Origin of the sequence: Flavobacterium anhuiense (genome assembly GCF_900101855.1) — a bacterium.
GTDB classification, from domain to species: Bacteria; Bacteroidota; Bacteroidia; order Flavobacteriales; family Flavobacteriaceae; genus Flavobacterium; species Flavobacterium anhuiense.
The window spans coordinates 153,736-170,353 of record NZ_FMVC01000006.1 but is presented as its reverse complement, the minus strand read 5'-3'; the positions used below and the strand labels follow the sequence as shown (position 1 = coordinate 170,353).

The 16,618-nt window shown below is 34.6% G+C and carries 18 protein-coding genes and 2 tRNA genes; 8 read left to right on the top strand and 12 right to left on the bottom strand.

The genetic code is table 11. The features are described 5' to 3' along the window. Positions 1-84: 84 nt before the first annotated feature. The 7 genes from BLP44_RS16800 to idi all read right to left on the bottom strand — a co-directional run bounded on the left by BLP44_RS16800 (position 85) and on the right by idi (position 3,190). Positions 85-158, bottom strand: a tRNA-Thr gene (locus BLP44_RS16800). A gap of 112 nt (positions 159-270) precedes the next feature. Further along, positions 271-344, bottom strand: a tRNA-Thr gene (locus BLP44_RS16795). A gap of 76 nt (positions 345-420) precedes the next feature. After that, positions 421-687 (bottom strand): hypothetical protein, encoded by a 267-nt coding sequence (locus BLP44_RS16790; protein WP_008464481.1) that lies wholly within the window; start codon positions 685-687, stop codon positions 421-423. 57 nt (positions 688-744) lie between these two features. Then, entirely contained in the window at positions 745-1,713 is a 969-nt protein-coding gene (locus tag BLP44_RS16785; protein ID WP_091134644.1) for a type I phosphomannose isomerase catalytic subunit, read from the bottom strand. A gap of 55 nt (positions 1,714-1,768) precedes the next feature. Continuing rightward, positions 1,769-2,227: a peroxiredoxin gene (locus tag BLP44_RS16780; RefSeq protein WP_066033611.1), complete on the bottom strand. Its 459-nt coding sequence runs from the start codon at positions 2,225-2,227 to the stop codon at positions 1,769-1,771. A gap of 4 nt (positions 2,228-2,231) precedes the next feature. Next, the gene (locus BLP44_RS16775) at positions 2,232-2,642 is read right to left on the bottom strand and encodes a 6-carboxytetrahydropterin synthase (protein ID WP_066033610.1); all 411 of its coding nucleotides are present in this window, start codon (positions 2,640-2,642) and stop codon (positions 2,232-2,234) included. A 20-nt stretch (positions 2,643-2,662) separates the two neighbouring features. Further along, the gene (gene idi, locus BLP44_RS16770) at positions 2,663-3,190 is read right to left on the bottom strand and encodes an isopentenyl-diphosphate Delta-isomerase (RefSeq protein ID WP_008464471.1); all 528 of its coding nucleotides are present in this window, start codon (positions 3,188-3,190) and stop codon (positions 2,663-2,665) included. 293 nt (positions 3,191-3,483) lie between these two features. Here idi and msrB point away from each other — a divergent pair, with 293 nt between their 5' ends. After that, positions 3,484-4,038, top strand: a complete 555-nt coding sequence (gene msrB, locus BLP44_RS16765) for a peptide-methionine (R)-S-oxide reductase MsrB (RefSeq protein ID WP_066035142.1) — start codon at positions 3,484-3,486, stop codon at positions 4,036-4,038. A 7-nt stretch (positions 4,039-4,045) separates the two neighbouring features. Continuing rightward, positions 4,046-4,654 carry a peptide-methionine (S)-S-oxide reductase MsrA gene (gene msrA / locus BLP44_RS16760; RefSeq protein WP_066033609.1) on the top strand — a complete coding sequence of 203 codons (609 nt, stop codon included), beginning with the start codon at positions 4,046-4,048 and terminating at the stop codon, positions 4,652-4,654. Positions 4,655-4,714: 60 nt separating this feature from the next. Here the strand turns inward: msrA and BLP44_RS16755 are convergent, their stop codons facing one another. Then, complete coding sequence (locus BLP44_RS16755; protein ID WP_091134642.1) at positions 4,715-5,152, bottom strand: META domain-containing protein; 438 nt, start codon at positions 5,150-5,152, stop codon at positions 4,715-4,717. A gap of 259 nt (positions 5,153-5,411) precedes the next feature. Here BLP44_RS16755 and BLP44_RS16750 point away from each other — a divergent pair, with 259 nt between their 5' ends. Both BLP44_RS16750 and BLP44_RS16745 read left to right on the top strand, forming a co-directional pair. Next, positions 5,412-6,815, top strand: coding sequence for an aminopeptidase P N-terminal domain-containing protein (locus tag BLP44_RS16750; RefSeq protein WP_091134888.1), 1,404 nt, complete (start codon positions 5,412-5,414; stop codon positions 6,813-6,815). A 130-nt stretch (positions 6,816-6,945) separates the two neighbouring features. Next, positions 6,946-7,905: a quinone oxidoreductase family protein gene (locus tag BLP44_RS16745; protein WP_091134640.1), complete on the top strand. Its 960-nt coding sequence runs from the start codon at positions 6,946-6,948 to the stop codon at positions 7,903-7,905. Positions 7,906-7,993: 88 nt separating this feature from the next. On the opposite strand, the gene BLP44_RS16740 is transcribed toward BLP44_RS16745, so the two are convergent. From BLP44_RS16740 to BLP44_RS16730, 3 genes are all read right to left on the bottom strand, one after another. Beyond that, positions 7,994-9,082 carry a DUF6630 family protein gene (locus BLP44_RS16740; protein ID WP_091134638.1) on the bottom strand — a complete coding sequence of 363 codons (1,089 nt, stop codon included), beginning with the start codon at positions 9,080-9,082 and terminating at the stop codon, positions 7,994-7,996. Positions 9,083-9,130: 48 nt separating this feature from the next. Then, positions 9,131-9,832: an SMI1/KNR4 family protein gene (locus BLP44_RS16735; protein WP_091134636.1), complete on the bottom strand. Its 702-nt coding sequence runs from the start codon at positions 9,830-9,832 to the stop codon at positions 9,131-9,133. Positions 9,833-9,907: 75 nt separating this feature from the next. Then, positions 9,908-11,467 carry an NAD(P)/FAD-dependent oxidoreductase gene (locus BLP44_RS16730; protein WP_008464454.1) on the bottom strand — a complete coding sequence of 520 codons (1,560 nt, stop codon included), beginning with the start codon at positions 11,465-11,467 and terminating at the stop codon, positions 9,908-9,910. A 417-nt stretch (positions 11,468-11,884) separates the two neighbouring features. On the opposite strand from BLP44_RS16730, the gene BLP44_RS16725 reads away from it, so the two are divergent. Beyond that, the gene (locus tag BLP44_RS16725; RefSeq protein ID WP_091134634.1) at positions 11,885-12,121 is read left to right on the top strand and encodes a hypothetical protein; all 237 of its coding nucleotides are present in this window, start codon (positions 11,885-11,887) and stop codon (positions 12,119-12,121) included. Between the two features lie 91 nt (positions 12,122-12,212). Here BLP44_RS16725 and recQ read toward each other — a convergent pair whose 3' ends face one another. Beyond that, positions 12,213-14,408, bottom strand: a complete 2,196-nt coding sequence (gene recQ / locus BLP44_RS16720) for a DNA helicase RecQ (protein ID WP_008464450.1) — start codon at positions 14,406-14,408, stop codon at positions 12,213-12,215. Between the two features lie 86 nt (positions 14,409-14,494). Between recQ and BLP44_RS16715 the strand changes: the two genes are divergently transcribed. From BLP44_RS16715 to BLP44_RS16705, 3 genes are read left to right on the top strand one after another with little or no spacing between them, the layout of a single operon-like run. Next, entirely contained in the window at positions 14,495-15,460 is a 966-nt protein-coding gene (locus BLP44_RS16715) for a KpsF/GutQ family sugar-phosphate isomerase (protein WP_066035140.1), read from the top strand. Beyond that, the gene (gene tatC / locus BLP44_RS16710; RefSeq protein ID WP_008464445.1) at positions 15,460-16,275 is read left to right on the top strand and encodes a twin-arginine translocase subunit TatC; all 816 of its coding nucleotides are present in this window, start codon (positions 15,460-15,462) and stop codon (positions 16,273-16,275) included. The genes BLP44_RS16715 and tatC overlap by 1 nt, the downstream gene beginning before the upstream one ends. Continuing rightward, a complete protein-coding gene (locus BLP44_RS16705; RefSeq protein ID WP_008464444.1) occupies positions 16,268-16,618 on the top strand; it encodes a carboxymuconolactone decarboxylase family protein in 351 nt (116 codons plus the stop codon). The genes tatC and BLP44_RS16705 overlap by 8 nt, the downstream gene beginning before the upstream one ends.

Below are 16,618 nucleotides of genomic sequence, written 5' to 3'. Positions count from 1 at the left end.
AAAGGTGATATTTGGAATTTAAAAATTGGAATTTATTTTCTTTTTGGAACAAAAAAAACCACCACATTTCTGTGATGGTTTTTGAGCCGATAGAGGGACTCGAACCCACGACCTGCTGATTACAAATCAGCTGCTCTAGCCAGCTGAGCTACATCGGCCTATTTTGCGAGTGCAAAGATAGAAATGTTTTTTAATATTCCAAAAAAAATTTCACACCTGTCTCTATAATTAAAAAAACCACCACATTTCTGTGATGGTTTCCGTTTTTTGAGCCGATAGAGGGACTCGAACCCACGACCTGCTGATTACAAATCAGCTGCTCTAGCCAGCTGAGCTACATCGGCGTCATTACGGGTGCAAATATAAAGCGGTTTTTCAATTTCCCAAAATATTTTTGCACTTTTTTACGCTTTTTTTTGCTTATAATGCGTTGATTTTTTCAATCAATTGATTAGCAGCTTGTTCTAATTCAACATTAATTTGTTTGAAGTGTGCTTTTTTATTTTCAACGTTCTTAGCGTTCACTTTTGTAATCAAAGTATCAAATACAGCAATAGCTTCGTCAACCAAAGCATTCGTTTCTGGAGTTGGATTTCCTGTTGTTGACATCTCAAACAAGTAAACCGCCTCAATAATATCTCCTAATACAAAGTTGATGTCTTTCTTTAAATTCTTAACGTTTGCCATTTTTATTTTTATTTTAATTTGCGTCTGCAAAAGTACATATTATCTTTAAATTTAATGCTAAGAAATGTAAATTTCTAAAATTGAAGCTTTTCCGCTCAAATTAAATGCATTTATAGCAGCTGGAACCAAAACTGTATCGCCTTTTTTGTAAGCCTGTTTGAATCCTTCATATTCAATTTCAAAATCACCTTCAATACACATATATACCGTAAATGTTTCTCCATTTTTAGCAACTTCCAATTTATTTTCTAACGGAAGGAAATTAGTTGTAAAATAAGGACAGTCTACAACCGTATTTGAAGTATTAACCTTCGTCTCGTATTTTTTCTGAGTATCTACTTTATTATAGTTAATGGCATCTAGTGCTAAATCCACATGCAATTCCCTTTTGTTGCCTTGAGCATCTACACGATCAAAATCGTATAATCTATATGTAATATCAGATGTTTGCTGAATTTCGGCAACTACCAATCCTGCTCCAATTGCATGAACTGTTCCCGTTTCTAAAAAGAAAACATCTCCCGATTTTGCTTTCACATCGTCTAAGATTGAAACCAAAGTATTATCATGCAAATGTTTCAAATACTCTTCTTTGCTAGAATCTTCTTTAAAACCAACAATAATCCTAGCGTCGGCATCGGCTTGCATTACGTACCACATTTCTGTTTTACCAAATGAATTGTGACGCTCTTTTGCCAATTTATCGTTTGGATGCACTTGAATAGAAAGATCTTCTCTTGCATCTAAATATTTAAAAAGAAGCGGAAATTGTTTTCCAAATCTTTCGTAAACTTTAGTTCCTAAAATAGCGTCTGGTGTTTCATCAATTAAATCCATTAAAGATTTTCCTTTAAAAACTCCATTTGCAACCACACTTACATCTCCTTGTACAGTAGATAATTCCCAGCTTTCGCCCGTAATTTTAGAAACGATAGGTTTGTTTAAAATTGTTTTTAGCTTTTCTCCTCCCCAGATTCTTTCTTTCAAAATCGGTTCAAATTGCAAAGGGTATAAATTTTGACTCATGTTTTTAGGCTAATATATTTGTTTAATTAATTTTATTCTGATACTATTTGGTATTTTATGATACTAATTCCTGTACGGCTTCTAAGGCTTTAGGTATATGTTTGGCTGCGTTTGCGCTATCAAATATCGAAATTACCAAGCCATTTTTATCGATTATATAGGTAACACGCCCTGGCAAAAGTCCGAACAGATTATTGCGGACACCAAAAAGTTTTCTTAATCTTTTATCTTGATCTGAAAGCAAAATAAAAGGCAATTTATGTTTAGCCGCAAATTTATGGTGAGACTTCACACTATCGCTGCTAATACCAATTACCTCGGCCCCTAAATCTTTAAAATCTTCATATTGATCCCGAAAACTGCAAGCTTCGGTGGTACATCCTGGCGTATTATCTTTTGGGTAAAAATAAATCACCAGCGGCTTTCTTCCTAAAACGCTTTGGCTTTCAAAAAGGTCACCATTGTTGTCTTTAGCAGTAAAATTCGGAACTATATCTCCTATTTTTAATGACATTTTTTTATTCTCCTTTATAAGTTACAAAATTGCGTTCCGTTTCGTTCAGCACAACTTCAAGATCAAAGTCGGCATGAATTCGTTGTCTAATTTTATTCCATATCACAACAGCTATATTCTCTGCGGTCGGATTCAAATCTGCAAATTCTGGAACGTCCAGATTGAGATTTTTGTGATCAAACGGAATTTCTACTTCTTCTCGTATAATATCCGCTAATACTTTCACATCGAGGACAAAACCAGTTTCCGGGTCAATTTTTCCTGTAACACTTACTGTTAAACCATAATTATGACCATGAAAGTTAGGATTGTTGCATTTTCCAAAAACAGCATCGTTTTTTTCAAATGACCAATCCTTTCGATGCAGTCGATGTGCAGCATTAAAATGTGCTTTTCTTGATATGGTTACTCTCATTTATGTTTCTGGTTAGTTGGCTATAATTTATGGTCTTCGAGATAATGATCAAATTCATCAAAAATTATCTTAAACCATACGGTATAAATTTCGGGCTGTTTTTCAATATCTGCTTTCACATCTTCAATACTCATCCATTTCCAGTCTTCCACTTCATCTGGATTTATGTTTGGTTCTTCATTATAATAACCAATCATAACATGATCCAGTTCGTGTTCTGTCAAACCATTATCAAAAGGTGCTTTATAGATAAAATGAAACAATTCTTTCAGTTCAGCTTTAAACCCCATTTCTTCAAACAATCTTCGGCTTCCTGCTTCAATATTGGTTTCGCCTTCTCTCTGATGACTGCAGCAAGTGTTTGTCCACAGCAAAGGAGAATGGTATTTATGATGAGCACGCTGTTGCAGCATAATTTCGTTTTTACTATTCAAAATAAAAACCGAAAAGGCACGGTGCAAAAGCGCTTTTTCATGTGCTTCTAATTTTGGCATTAAGCCAATCTGTTCATCGTTCTGATTAACTAGTATTACGTTTTCTTCTATCATAAGGCTTCTTAAGCAAACAAAAATACGAAAAAAGAAATGGCTTAAAAATGCTAATTCAGCTTGGCAAAAATTAAGGTTTTAACTCAATCCCTATTTCATTGATTTACAACGCTGTAATTTATACTAAATTTTAAAAGCAGTTAAAATTAAGACATAAAAACTACATTGCGTTGTTTTACGTAACTAATAAAAAGTTAAAACACACTTAAAAAAATCTCAATAATAACACACCTTGTATTTTGAAGCTAATTCTCAACGTATCTTTGATGTACAGATTAATCACCCAAGAACTTATGAAATCTAAAAATCTAATTTTCAGCCTCTGCTTTTTACTCCCGCTCTTTGTTTTACAAGCCTGTGGACAAAACACAAAAAAACAATCTGCAAACACAGTTGTTATGGAAAATAAAATCAGCAAACCCGGAAATCCTTATTATTCTAATACCGACACGAAGAAATTAAACGTGAGCAATGCCGAATGGAAAAAGGTTTTACCAGAAGATGTCTATGCCGTAATGCGTGAAGCTGACACAGAAAGACCTTTTACTGGAAAATATTGGAACACCGATGAAAAAGGAACCTATTACTGCGCTTCTTGTGGCAACTTGCTTTTTAGATCTACAGCAAAATTCTCTAGCAGCTGCGGATGGCCAAGTTTCTATGAACAAGAAAACAAAAAAAGCATTGTTTTTAAAGAAGATAATTCTCTTGGAATGGAAAGAATTGAAACGCTATGCGGACGCTGTGGTGGACATTTAGGGCACATATTTGATGATGGTCCTGCGCCAACGGGAAAACGCTACTGCATGAACTCGATTGCTCTTGATTTTATTCCAGATAATAAATAATTTAAAAATGAAAAATATACTTTTAATATGTCTTTTTGCGCTTTCGCTAAATGGCATTTCCCAAAATAAAAAAGCCAATCTAGAAACAATTACACTAGGCGGAGGCTGTTACTGGTGCGTTGAAGCCGTTTACGAAAATCTAGATGGAGTAAAATCTGTTGTTTCTGGATTTTCTGGCGGAAAAACTGTAAATCCAACTTACGAAGAGGTTTGTACTGGAGAAACTGGTCATGCCGAAGTCGTGCAGATTACATACGATAAAAACATAACTGATATAAACGAAATCTTTAAAGTGTTTTTTACCGTTCACGATCCGACAACTTTAAATCGTCAGGGAGCGGATGTTGGCACGCAGTACCGTTCTGTTATTTTCTATAAAAATGACGAACAGAAAAAAGCCGCTCAAAGCATTATTGCTGAACTAAACAAAGCGAAGGTTTACAACAATCCGATTGTGACGAAATTGGAACCTTTTAAAGTTTTTTACAAAGCCGAAGATTATCATCAGAATTATTATGCTAACAATAAAAATCAGCCGTATTGCAAAATGGTAATTCAGCCTAAACTAGAAAAGTTTGAAAAGGTTTTTAAAGACAAACTCAAAAAGAAACAGTAAACGAAAACAAAAAAGGGGAAATGAATAATCATTTCCCCTTTTCTTATATTGTCATTTAAACTATTGTTTTGCTACTTTTTTAAATCGCATCATCGGTACGTCGCCTTGAATTAAATTTAATTTGCCGTCTTTATCAATAGAATAACTTGTAATTTGTCTAATTTGTTTTAGGAATACTTGCTCACCTCCACCCTCACAAAACATCATTGTAGTTGGTCCTTCTTCTCCAAAAGTCAAAGACTTTCCTTTTAAAGTATAAGACGCGCTATAACCGTTGCATCCATTATTGCCATATACTTTTGTTTCTTTTTCATCAAAAGTAAGCTGTGGTTTTTTATTTGGGTATAATCCTTCAAAAGCAATTCTTGGCCCTGAGATATATTCCAACTCCCAAGTTGTTCCAAACAAATCGCCTGTATTAGAAGCAGATCTTGATGCCGAACATGAAGCAATTAATAACGTTAAAACTGAAAGGACTGCAAATGTGTATTTTTTCATAAAAGTGGATTTTAAAGATTTATAATTTGATTTTTGAAGTGTAAAATAATTCTATAAAAATTCTTTTCTCAATATTCATGCCCAGTTACAGGTTTATCGAAGTTTTATTTTGAGGATAACCCGCAATTTTCTGTATCTAAGTTACTACAATTTATTTAAAGTTTTATCGCTCAAATGTTTAAAATAAAACAAGCGACATTATTTTTTTTGTAATTTGCATCGATCAAAAAACGAAAAATCATCAATAAAAAACCAAAAAATGAAACAATTTCTATTCTTGTTTGTATTCGCCTTGACTGCGCCATTTGCTCATTCGCAAGAAAACCTTCCAACAGATTACCTCACAAAAGAATTTCATCAAGGACGCCGTGAAGCTTTTAGAGCTTTAATGCCTGCTAATTCAGTTGCTGTTGTTTTTTCTTATCCTGAAAGAGTTTTTTCAAAAGATATTAATTACAACTATCACGGAAATCCTGATTTATATTATCTGGCGGGATATAAAGAACCAGACGCCATTTTATTGCTTTTTAAAGAACCACAGGGAACAGAAAAATATACTGAAGTGCTTTTTGTACGAGAAAGAAATGCTGCGCGCGAAATGTGGACAGGAAGACGTTTAGGAATTGAAGGTGCAAAATCTAAATTAGGTTTTACAACCGTTTACAACGGAAAAGATTTTAATGCATTTCCAATTGATTTTTCAAAATTTGACAAAATCATTTATGACAAGTTTCCAACAGATGTTACAGAAAGTAATCATCCAGACAATTTGTTTGCATTGCTGAAATCGTTTAAATCTAAAGCCGGAATTACAACAGAAAATGAAGCTTCGATAGATTTGTTTAACAATATCACAAATTCTCTTCGCGAAATCAAAACACCAGAAGAACTTGTCTTGATGCGCAAAACAGTAAAACTTTCCTGCGTTGCCCACAATGAAGTGATGAAAGCGGTTGGCCCTGATATGAGCGAAAATGAAGCTGACGGAATTCATGCATATATTCACAGGCACTATGGCGCCGAAGGCGAAGGCTATCCTCCAATTGTTGGTGCTGGTGCAAACGGATGTATTTTGCATTACGGAGAAAACAATGCTACAAAAATTGACAATCAATTATTATTAATGGATGTTGGTTCTGAATATCACGGTTATTCTGCAGATGTTACCAGAACAATTCCTGCTAACGGAAAATTTACCGAAGAGCAAAAAGCAATTTATCAGATAGTTTATGACGCTCAAGAGGAAGTTTTTAAACTTTGTAAAGAAGGAACTCCAATTCAGGATTTGAACAAAAAGGCAAAAGAAGTTATTGCCGCTGGATTAATTAAATTAGGAATTATTACAGATCCAAAAGACGCCCGAATATATTATCCGCACGGCTGCTCACACTTTCTTGGCCTAGATGTTCATGACAAAGGAAACTATATGGGAACTCTAAAAGAAAATATGATTCTAACTGTTGAGCCTGGAATTTACATTCCCGCAAACAGCAAATGCGATAAAAAATGGTGGAATATCGGCGTTCGTATCGAAGATGATATTTTAATGCTAAAAAATTCATACGAAAACCTTTCTGCAGAGTCACCAAGAAAATGGCAAGACATTGAGGCTTTAGCTAAACAGAAAAGCACTTTTAATGAAATGAAATTTCCTAAAATTTAATTTCTATTCTTTGCCACTCCCGATAGCTATCGGGAGTGGCAAAGAAAAAATAAACCAAAGCCTCCAATTATTTTGAGGCTTTTTCTTTTTGGATTTTTCACGAACTTTGCTTTCTTAAAATATTAAAAAAATGAAAGCACTTACCTTTTCTTCTTTTGGAGAATCAGATGTTTTAGAATATATAGAAATCCCTAATCCGCAACTAAAACAAGATGAGATTTTAGTCGAGATGAAAGCCATCGGATTAAACTTTGCTGATGTTTACCGCCGAAAAGGAAATTATCATTTAAAAGGAAATCCTCCTTTTATTGCCGGTTATGAAGGCGCAGGAATTGTGGTCGATGCTAACAATCATCCAGAATTTAAAGTAGGTGATCGTGTGGCTTTTGCCGACGTACCATTTGCCAATGCAGAATTGGTTGCCGTTAATGTAAATCACATTATTCCATTGTCTGAAAGCATTTCTTTTGAAATCGCCGCTTCTGTTTTACTTCAAGGCTTAACCGCTCATTATTTGGCTACAGACAGTCATAAAACTGCAAAGGGAGAAACTGTTTTAGTACATGCAGTTGCTGGCGGAGTTGGACAGATTTTAACTCAAATCAGTAAACTTTTGGGTGCGAGAGTTATTGGATTAACCTCATCTGCAGAAAAAGCCAAAATCGGTTTTGAGCAAGGTGCAGATCATGTTTTTCTTTATAATGAAGATTGGAAATCGCAAGTTTTTAAAGTGGTTCCAAACGGTGTCGATGCTGTTTACGACAGTATTGGGAGCACTTTAATGGAAAGTTTTGAAGTCACTAAAGAATGCGGGCAAGTTGTTTTCTTCGGAATGGCAGGCGGCAATCCAGCACCTGTAGATCCGAGAATGCTTATGGACAGCTCTAAAACTTTGACTGGAGGCGATTTGTGGAGTTATTTAAATTCTAAAGAAGAACGAATCAAAAGAGCGACTCAGTTATTCAATTGGATTACCGAAGGAAAAATCAAACTTTCAGAACCAACATCTTTCAAATTATCAGAAGGAAAACTAGCGCACGATTTCCTAGAAAGCAGAAAAAGCACAGGGAAAATTATTTTGATACCGTAAAAATGTTTTTGCCACAAATTCACGAATTTTATTTTAAAAACTTTACGTATAGATTTTGAAATAAAACTCGTGAATTCGTGGCTATCTATTACAACTGAGTAACTTCAATTTTTGTAATTTCAGATAACTCTAGAATTCTTTCTACTTCGTTTTTATTTGCCACAAAAAACAAATAATTGTCTCCATAGGTTTCGTAAGTCATTAGCTCTAGATTTAATTTTTCTAATTCCGACTGAATGTAAGGAAAAAGATCATGGCTATAGGTTTCTTCTGGATAATCGAACTTAAAATCTTCACCAATCAATTCAGAAATGAAATATTCAGCATCTTCAGGATCAAATTTCCAGTCACTGTTCCAAGCATTGATATTCTCAAAGAAATCAAAATGCCCCTCAACAATCGCGTGATATTCTTTACTGCCTTTTAGATAGTTTTTAAAAAGTATTTCTGACTGCTTTTTGAGTTCTTCTTCTTCAATATTTTCTCTAGAAACTAAATTGATAAATTCCTCAAAGGATTGTATGGTAGCTTCTTCTCTTTCTACTAAATTTTCAGACGAAGGAAGTTCAATTGTTTCTGGAATTTCAATATTTAAATATTGGCAGATCCCTTGTAAAACCACTTTAAAGTCCCTAATCCCAATTGTCTCACTTTCATTCTTTGGATTATTCACTTCAATAACTTCGCTCTCCAGCAACCCTCTTGTGTAATCGAAGAAATGTTTCCCTGAATACAACATCCTAAAGTCATTTACTTCCAAACTATTCGTACAGCAAAAAAAGATTACAAAGTTTTTTATAGAACGTTTAAAAAACTTTTTCTCCTCTACAGTTGGCTCCGAATAAAACTGAATATGAATAAAATCATATTGTAAGTCATCTTGCATGGCTTCTTCTGACAGGCCTCCAATATTCAGTTTTTTATAAAGTTCGTTCAGAACTTCATACGCATTATTAAACCCCGCTTTTTTAATTTCTGCTCTTCCTTCTTCGTGATCTAATGAGGATGGAACAGAATATAAATTTACAGTAACATTTTCATGAAGTCCTTTTACTTTGAATTCTAAACTATTAGATTCATGATACAAATGACTATAAATAGAATCAATCACATCAAAGGAAATAATCGATTTTGCATCATTATTTCTATTAAATAAATTGGAAAAAAAACCCGCCATTATATTATTATTTTTTACGCAAATATAGTAGTATTTTTCTGTAAAGAATTATTCGTTAGAATATTTAAAACTCTGATTCATTTTATCGAAAGGAATTACTTCATTAACAATCGATTCTAATTCGAAATCAGTCAGTAATCCTCTCGCAGATTCTACTATTTTTGGTGAAACATGTATTTCATAGTCAATGATGTCTCTTTTTAAAATGTTGGACAGGATGTCATTTTGCTGCTCAGTCAGATATTTTTTGTGCGATTTAAATACCGATTCTATATCTTCTCTAAATTCCTCGTCAGTAAGTCCATTATAAACATCTTGTTTTGACATATCGATCAATAAAACTTTGAAGATAAAATCCTGAAGGTTTTTAGCCAGGTAATTGACTTCGTTGGAGTCGTGCCAGACAAAAACAATCGGCACATCGCCATTGTTTTCTTCGTTTAAAAAGAAACAATAATGATCTCCACCTCCACTTTTGGCAAACGGAATAAATTTAAATTCTGGATTGATATTTCGATAATCCTCTGGATCTCTGAGCTCTTCTATTTCTTCGGCAACCGATTTCAAATTCAGCGATTCAAAATCATAAGAATGCAAAAGCAGAGGCGGATTATCTTTTAAGGTTGGATAAACTTCGGCATACCAATTTGGACCATATTCTCCGACGTCCAACATACCGTCAGCGTCTAATTGCTTGTATAAAAGCGGAAAATTGAATCCGTATTTTTTTTCTATTTCTTGTATTGTCATCTTTGGGGCAAATTCTATTACAATCAAACCACTAAGATAACAATCTTTTTACTACACCAAAAAACCTGAAGTCAATTATTTCAAGGACTCCGCAATCATCAAGGCACATTTTTCTCCGTCAATGGCTGCAGAGATAATTCCTCCGGCATAACCCGCACCTTCTCCACATGGATATAATCCTTTGATTTGCAAATGTTCTAATGTCATCGGATCTCTCGGAATTCTAACTGGCGATGAAGTTCTGCTTTCTGGCGCATGCAAAATAGCTTCATTAGTTAAATAACCACGCATTGATTTTCCGAACTCTTGAAATCCCTGACGCATAATCTGAGTCAAAAATCCTGGAAAAACCTGTCCCAATTCAACCGAAGTAGTTCCTGGCACATAAGAAGTTTTCGGAATATCTGCTGAAACTTTACTCTTAGTGAAATCAATCATTCTTTGAGCTGGAACTTTTTGGGTTTGCCCAGCCAAATGCCAAGCTTTTTGTTCGATACTTTTTTGAAATTCCATCCCCGCCAAAGCTCCAAATTTTGCAAAAGGCTTAAAATCTTCCAATTTTAATTCGACAACAATTCCTGAATTTGCAGTTGATTGATCACGTTTAGATGGCGACCAACCATTTGTAACCACTTCACCCGGACTTGTCGCACATGGCGCAATTACACCTCCCGGACACATACAGAATGAATACATTCCGCGGCCATTAACTTGTTTTACGATAGAATATGGTGCTGGAGGCAAATGTTCTCCACGGAAATCACAACTGTATTGAATGCTGTCAATTAATTCCTGTGAATGTTCTGCTCGAACTCCCAAAGCAAAAGGTTTTGCTTCAATTAAAATTTTCTTTTTATCTAATAATTCAAAAATATCACGAGCCGAATGTCCCGTTGCCAAGATTAATTTATTGGCGTGAATTTTATCTCCGTTTTGCGTTACAATTCCCTCAACTTCATTATTCTTTACCAAAATATCATCTACTCGGGTTTCAAACAAAACTTGCCCCCCGAATTCTCGGATTTTATTTCTGATATCTTCAATAATTTTAGGAAGCTTATTGGTTCCAATATGTGGATGTGCTTCTACCAAAATATCTTCAGAAGCTCCAAAAGCCACTAAAAGTTCTAGAATTCGAGTTACATCTCCACGCTTTTTTGAACGGGTATATAATTTTCCATCAGAATACGTTCCTGCTCCACCTTCTCCAAAACAATAATTAGAATCTTCGTTTACGATATGCTCGCGGTTTATCGCTTTCAAGTCACGACGACGGCCTCTAACATCTTTTCCGCGTTCTAAAACAATTGGCTTTAAACCTAATTCGATTAATTGCAATGCCGCAAAAAGTCCAGCCGGGCCTGCTCCGACAACAATAACTTCCTGCGCATTGGAAACATCCTTATATATAGGAAGTTCAATTTTAGTTTCCTGAAAGGGTTCGCCTTTTAAATAAATAAGAACTTTCAAATTAATTTTAATTGCTTTCTGACGTGCATCAATAGAGCGTTTTAAAATTGAAACGTGCTGAATTTCTTGAGCAGAAACTTTAATTTGCTTAGACAAATAGTCTTTTAGCAATGATTCGTTTGCAGCAATTTCGGGTGTAACTTGAAGTAAAAGTTCTTTAGGCATTTTGTCTTATTTATTCTATTAGCTTTTCTTTCTATGAAAAGAACATGCAAAAGTACTATTTTGAACTGACTTTATATAATTAACCTCAAAGTGCGCTAAGTTTTTTATGTACGGTTTGCTAAAAACACAAAGCTCGCAAAGCTTTGTGTTGATATAGCTTTTCGAACTTTGTGTTTATTCTCAAAGAAAAATTAATCTTATCGCACTTTGCGGTTAGTTAAGCAGCAAATTTACTCTTCCTAAAATCTTACTATTTATTTTTAGCCACAGATTAATTGGATTAAAAAGATTTCTTCAAGAATGGTTACGCGCATTGCGGTTTGTTTTCTACAGAAAAAAGCTCAGAATCTTAGCTTCTCAGAATCTTTAATAAAGACTTTGTACCTTTGTCGCTCTGTCACTTTGAAACTTAAAAAAATGTCAAGAAAAATAAAACTAATCTGGGATTTCCGCGGATCAGCTTCGGCTAAAACTGCTGAACACCACGAAATTCATCTAAAAGAATATATCGCAATAGAAAAATTGCCCTTAAATATTACGGGATATAAAGTCATAGACGAAATGTACGCCATTGCTTTTATGGTTGTAACAGACGAAAATATGATTCAAGTAAGAGATGCTTTGAAACCGCATCGTGGGGAACTCTACGAGTAGTTTTCAGTTTTCGGTCACAGTTTACAGTTTTGCACTGAGACTAATTTTAAGTCGCAGTTTACTGAGACCGTAAACTGCGACTGTAAACTTTTTAATTCGCTACTTCGCTAATAAACTTTATACGCATTAAACGCAATTCATCAATATCGTAATCGCCGTCAAATTCTTTTAGTGCGTCTTCGATTTTATCAGATTCAGATTCCATGAAATAATCATGAATTTCTTCCTGTTGATCGTCGTCCAAAATATCATCTAACCAATATTTGATGTTCAGTTTTGTTCCAGAATAAACAATCTGTTCCATTTCTTTGATCAAAGCATCCATCGTTAAACCTTTCGCGGAAGCAATATCACTTAATGGAAGTTTTCTATCAATATTCTGAATGATGTATAATTTGTTAGCAGAATTCACTCCTGTAGATTTAACAACTAAATCGTCTGGACGAATAATATCATTATCCTCAACATATCGGCTGATTAAAGCTACAAATTCGCTTCCGTATTTTTTAGCTTTTCCTTCACCAACACCATGAATATTATATAATTCCTGAATTGTTATCGGATATTTTAAAGCCATATCTTCGATTGAAGGATCTTGGAAAACTACGAATGGAGGAACTCCCAGTTTTTTAGCTACTTTTTTACGAAGTTCGCGAAGCATTCCAGTTAAAACTTCGTCTGCTGTTCCAGAAGATTTGCCTCCTGTAACAATTGTTTCATCATCGGCTTCAGTGTATTCATGATCTTCAGACATCATAAACGAAACTGGCTTTTTGATAAAATCTAAACCTTCCTTTGTAATTTTTATTACACCGTAAGTCTCAATGTCTTTTGACAAAAGTCCTGTTACCAAAACTTGTCTCAACAATGCCATCCAGTATTTTTCGTCGTGGTCTGAACCAGAACCAAAATAAGGCTGTGTATCTGTTTTATGCGCTTTAATAACCGCATTGATACGGCCAATTAAAGTAAATACAATTTCTTTTGATTTGTAAATATGTTTGGTATCGCGAACAATTTCAAGCAATTTAACTACTTGATCTTTGGCTTCAACTTTATGTTTCGGGTTGCGAACATTGTCGTCCATATCGGCTCCTTCGCCAGTTTCACTGTCAAATTCTTCACCGAAATAATGAAGAAGGAATTTTCTACGCGACATTGAAGTTTCGGCGTAAGCCACCACTTCTTGCAAAAGTGCAAAACCAATTTCTTGTTCGGCAACTGGTTTTCCAGACATAAATTTCTCTAGCTTTTCTACATCTTTATAAGAGTAATACGCTAGACAATGCCCTTCTCCACCGTCACGTCCTGCGCGACCGGTTTCTTGGTAATAACTTTCAAGAGATTTCGGAATATCATGGTGAATTACAAAACGAACGTCTGGTTTATCGATTCCCATTCCGAAAGCTATTGTTGCTACAACGACATCAACATCTTCCATCAAAAACATATCTTGATGTTTGGCCCGCGTTTTGGCATCTAAACCTGCATGATAAGGAACAGCACTGATTCCGTTTACTTGTAAAACTTCGGCAATCGATTCTACTTTTTTACGGCTTAAGCAGTAAATAATCCCAGATTTGCCTTTATGCTGTTTGATAAATCGAATAATATCCGACTCAATATTTTTTGTTTTGGTACGAACTTCATAATACAAGTTCGGTCTGTTGAACGATGCTTTAAAAGTATTGGCATCGGCCATGTCAAGGTTTTTCAGAATATCTTCCTGAACCTTTGGTGTTGCGGTTGCGGTAAGTCCAATAATTGGCACTTTACCCAGCTGCTTAATTATATTTCGCAGATTTCTATACTCTGGCCTAAAATCATGTCCCCATTCTGAGATACAGTGCGCCTCATCAATGGCCACAAAAGAAATAGGCACGCTTTGTAAAAAAGCAACATATTCTTCTTTTGTTAATGATTCAGGGGCGACATACAAAAGTTTGGTCAATCCAGATGTAATATCTTTTTTAACCTGAGCAATTTCTGTTTTAGTTAGAGAGGAGTTTAATACATGTGCAATTCCATTTTCAGACGAAAGGCTTCGAATTGCATCAACCTGATTTTTCATCAAAGCAATTAATGGAGAAACAACAATTGCTGTTCCTTCTTGAATTAAAGCCGGTAATTGGTAGCAAAGAGACTTTCCTCCACCGGTCGGCATAATTACGAATGTATTCTTTCCGTCTAAAATGCTCGTAATGACTTGCTCCTGCAAGCCTTTAAATTGGCTAAAGCCGAAATACTTCTTTAATTCTTTATGTATTTCAATTTCATTTGAATTCATTCTCTATATTAATGGTATTTTGTATAAATTTGCAACACATAAAGATACAACTTTCTTTTATACATACAAATTTTAAATATTCTGTTTTGATCACAAAAGAAAATATATTGGCGATCGCCAAGAAAACAATACTCTCTGAAAGTGAAGCAATTACAAAACTAATTGATTTTTTGGACGAAAATTTTTACGAAGCTGTCCAACGCATATACGAATCTAAAGGACGTCTAATCGTTACAGGAATTGGAAAAAGCGCCATTATTGCTCAAAAAATGGTAGCTACTTTTAACTCAACTGGAACCCCTTCTATGTTTTTGCATGCAGCAGAAGCTATTCACGGAGATTTAGGAATGATACAAAACGATGATGTTATTATTTGTATTTCAAAAAGCGGGAATAGTCCAGAAATTAAAGTCCTCGTACCCTTATTAAAAAGATTCGGAAATACTTTGATTGCCATTACAGGAAACACAACTTCATTCTTAGCAAAAGGCTCTGATTTGGTTTTAAATACAACTGTTGACACAGAAGCTTGTCCTATCAATTTAGCTCCAACAAACAGTACGACTGCACAACTTGTAATGGGCGACGCTTTAGCGGTTTGTTTAATGGAAATGCGTGATTTCAAACCAGAAGATTTTGCGGTTTATCATCCTGGAGGTGCTTTAGGAAAAAAATTACTGCTTCGCGTAAAAGATATGATCGAGCATTCATTAAAACCAGCTGTTACTCCGGACACTTCTATCAAAAAAGCGATTTTCGAAATCTCTGAAAAAAGATTAGGAGTTACTGCAGTAATTGAAGACAATAAAATTGTTGGAATTATTACCGATGGAGACATCCGAAGAATGCTAAACGACGTAGATACTATTGCAGATTTAACCGCAAAAGATATTATGTCAAAAAATCCAAAAGTAGTTTCGTCTGAAACTATGGCTGTGGATGCTTTAAATATTCTAGAAGACTTTTCAATTACTCAATTGATTGTTGCGGATAATGGAGAATACAAAGGAGTTTTACATTTACATGACATTTTAAAAGAAGGAATCGTATAATGGCAAAGAAAAATCTTGGCGAGATGTCATTTTTAGATCATCTTGAGGAATTAAGATGGTTATTGGTTAGAAGTACACTTGCAACAATTATAATGGCAATTGTTACTTATTTTATTAGTGATTATTTATTTGATCAAATTATTTTGGGTCCAATTAGACCAACATTCTTTACGTATGTTTGGTTTTGCGACTTATCTCACTCATTAGGATTTGCAGACAGCATCTGTATTACAGAACTGAATTTCATTATTCAGAATACCGAAATGGAAGGCCAAGTAAACATCTTTGTTTGGATGTGTCTTCTAGCAGGTTTTATTTTGAGTTTCCCTTACATATTGTGGGAAATCTGGAAGTTTATCAGCCCAGCACTTTATGAGAAAGAAAGAAAAAATGCAAAATTATTCATCTTTGTTTCTTCTTTACTTTTCTTTTTAGGAGTATTATTTGGGTATTTTGTTGTAATTCCGATGTCGATAAACTTCGTTGCAACATTCTCTGTAAGTGATGTCGTAAAAAACCAATTCACGCTGGAATCTTATATGGGAATGGTAAAAACAAGTATTTTGGGAAGCGCCATCTTTTTTGAACTCCCAATTGCCATTTATTTCTTAACAAAACTAGGATTAGTTACTCCTGAATTCTTAAGAAAATATTGGAAATACGCTGTAATATTGATTTTGATCATCGCTGCTATTGTAACACCACCTGATGTTGTGAGCCAGACTATTGTTGCAATTCCAATGTTAATTATTTACGAGGTTAGTATCCTAATTTCGAAGATTGTCTATAAAAATAAATTAAAAGAAAATGTCTGATATAGTTCAAGAATTTAACGACTATCGTTCTAGAATGAACGAAAAACTGCTTGCTGACAACAACAAAATTGTAAAGCGAATTTTTAATCTTGACACTAATGCATACGCAGAAGGTGCTCTTGACGTAAAAACGAAAGAACTTTTAGGTTTGGTAGCCTCTACAGTTTTAAGATGTGACGACTGTGTAAAATACCATTTAGAAACAAGCTATAAAGAAGGTGTTTCTAAAGAAGAAATGATGGAAGCAATGGGAATTGCCACTCTTGTTGGAGGAACAATTGTTATTCCTCATTTAAGAAGAGCTTACGAATTCTGGGAAGCACTTGAAGAGCAGGGCAAATAA

Bases quoted from the DNA above. Each gene is read 5' to 3' on its own strand.
- BLP44_RS16790 (WP_008464481.1), bottom strand. From the start codon at position 687: ATGGCAAACGTTAAGAATTTAAAGAAAGACATCAACTTTGTATTAGGA.
- BLP44_RS16785 (WP_091134644.1), bottom strand. From the start codon at position 1,713: ATGAGTCAAAATTTATACCCTTTGCAATTTGAACCGATTTTGAAAGAA.
- BLP44_RS16780 (WP_066033611.1), bottom strand. From the start codon at position 2,227: ATGTCATTAAAAATAGGAGATATAGTTCCGAATTTTACTGCTAAAGAC.
- BLP44_RS16775 (WP_066033610.1), bottom strand. From the start codon at position 2,642: ATGAGAGTAACCATATCAAGAAAAGCACATTTTAATGCTGCACATCGA.
- idi (WP_008464471.1), bottom strand. From the start codon at position 3,190: ATGATAGAAGAAAACGTAATACTAGTTAATCAGAACGATGAACAGATT.
- msrB (WP_066035142.1), top strand. From the start codon at position 3,484: ATGAAATCTAAAAATCTAATTTTCAGCCTCTGCTTTTTACTCCCGCTC.
- msrA (WP_066033609.1), top strand. From the start codon at position 4,046: ATGAAAAATATACTTTTAATATGTCTTTTTGCGCTTTCGCTAAATGGC.
- BLP44_RS16755 (WP_091134642.1), bottom strand. From the start codon at position 5,152: ATGAAAAAATACACATTTGCAGTCCTTTCAGTTTTAACGTTATTAATT.
- BLP44_RS16750 (WP_091134888.1), top strand. From the start codon at position 5,412: ATGAAACAATTTCTATTCTTGTTTGTATTCGCCTTGACTGCGCCATTT.
- BLP44_RS16745 (WP_091134640.1), top strand. From the start codon at position 6,946: ATGAAAGCACTTACCTTTTCTTCTTTTGGAGAATCAGATGTTTTAGAA.
- BLP44_RS16740 (WP_091134638.1), bottom strand. From the start codon at position 9,082: ATGGCGGGTTTTTTTTCCAATTTATTTAATAGAAATAATGATGCAAAA.
- BLP44_RS16735 (WP_091134636.1), bottom strand. From the start codon at position 9,832: ATGACAATACAAGAAATAGAAAAAAAATACGGATTCAATTTTCCGCTT.
- BLP44_RS16730 (WP_008464454.1), bottom strand. From the start codon at position 11,467: ATGCCTAAAGAACTTTTACTTCAAGTTACACCCGAAATTGCTGCAAAC.
- BLP44_RS16725 (WP_091134634.1), top strand. From the start codon at position 11,885: ATGTCAAGAAAAATAAAACTAATCTGGGATTTCCGCGGATCAGCTTCG.
- recQ (WP_008464450.1), bottom strand. From the start codon at position 14,408: ATGAATTCAAATGAAATTGAAATACATAAAGAATTAAAGAAGTATTTC.
- tatC (WP_008464445.1), top strand. From the start codon at position 15,460: ATGGCAAAGAAAAATCTTGGCGAGATGTCATTTTTAGATCATCTTGAG.
- BLP44_RS16705 (WP_008464444.1), top strand. From the start codon at position 16,268: ATGTCTGATATAGTTCAAGAATTTAACGACTATCGTTCTAGAATGAAC.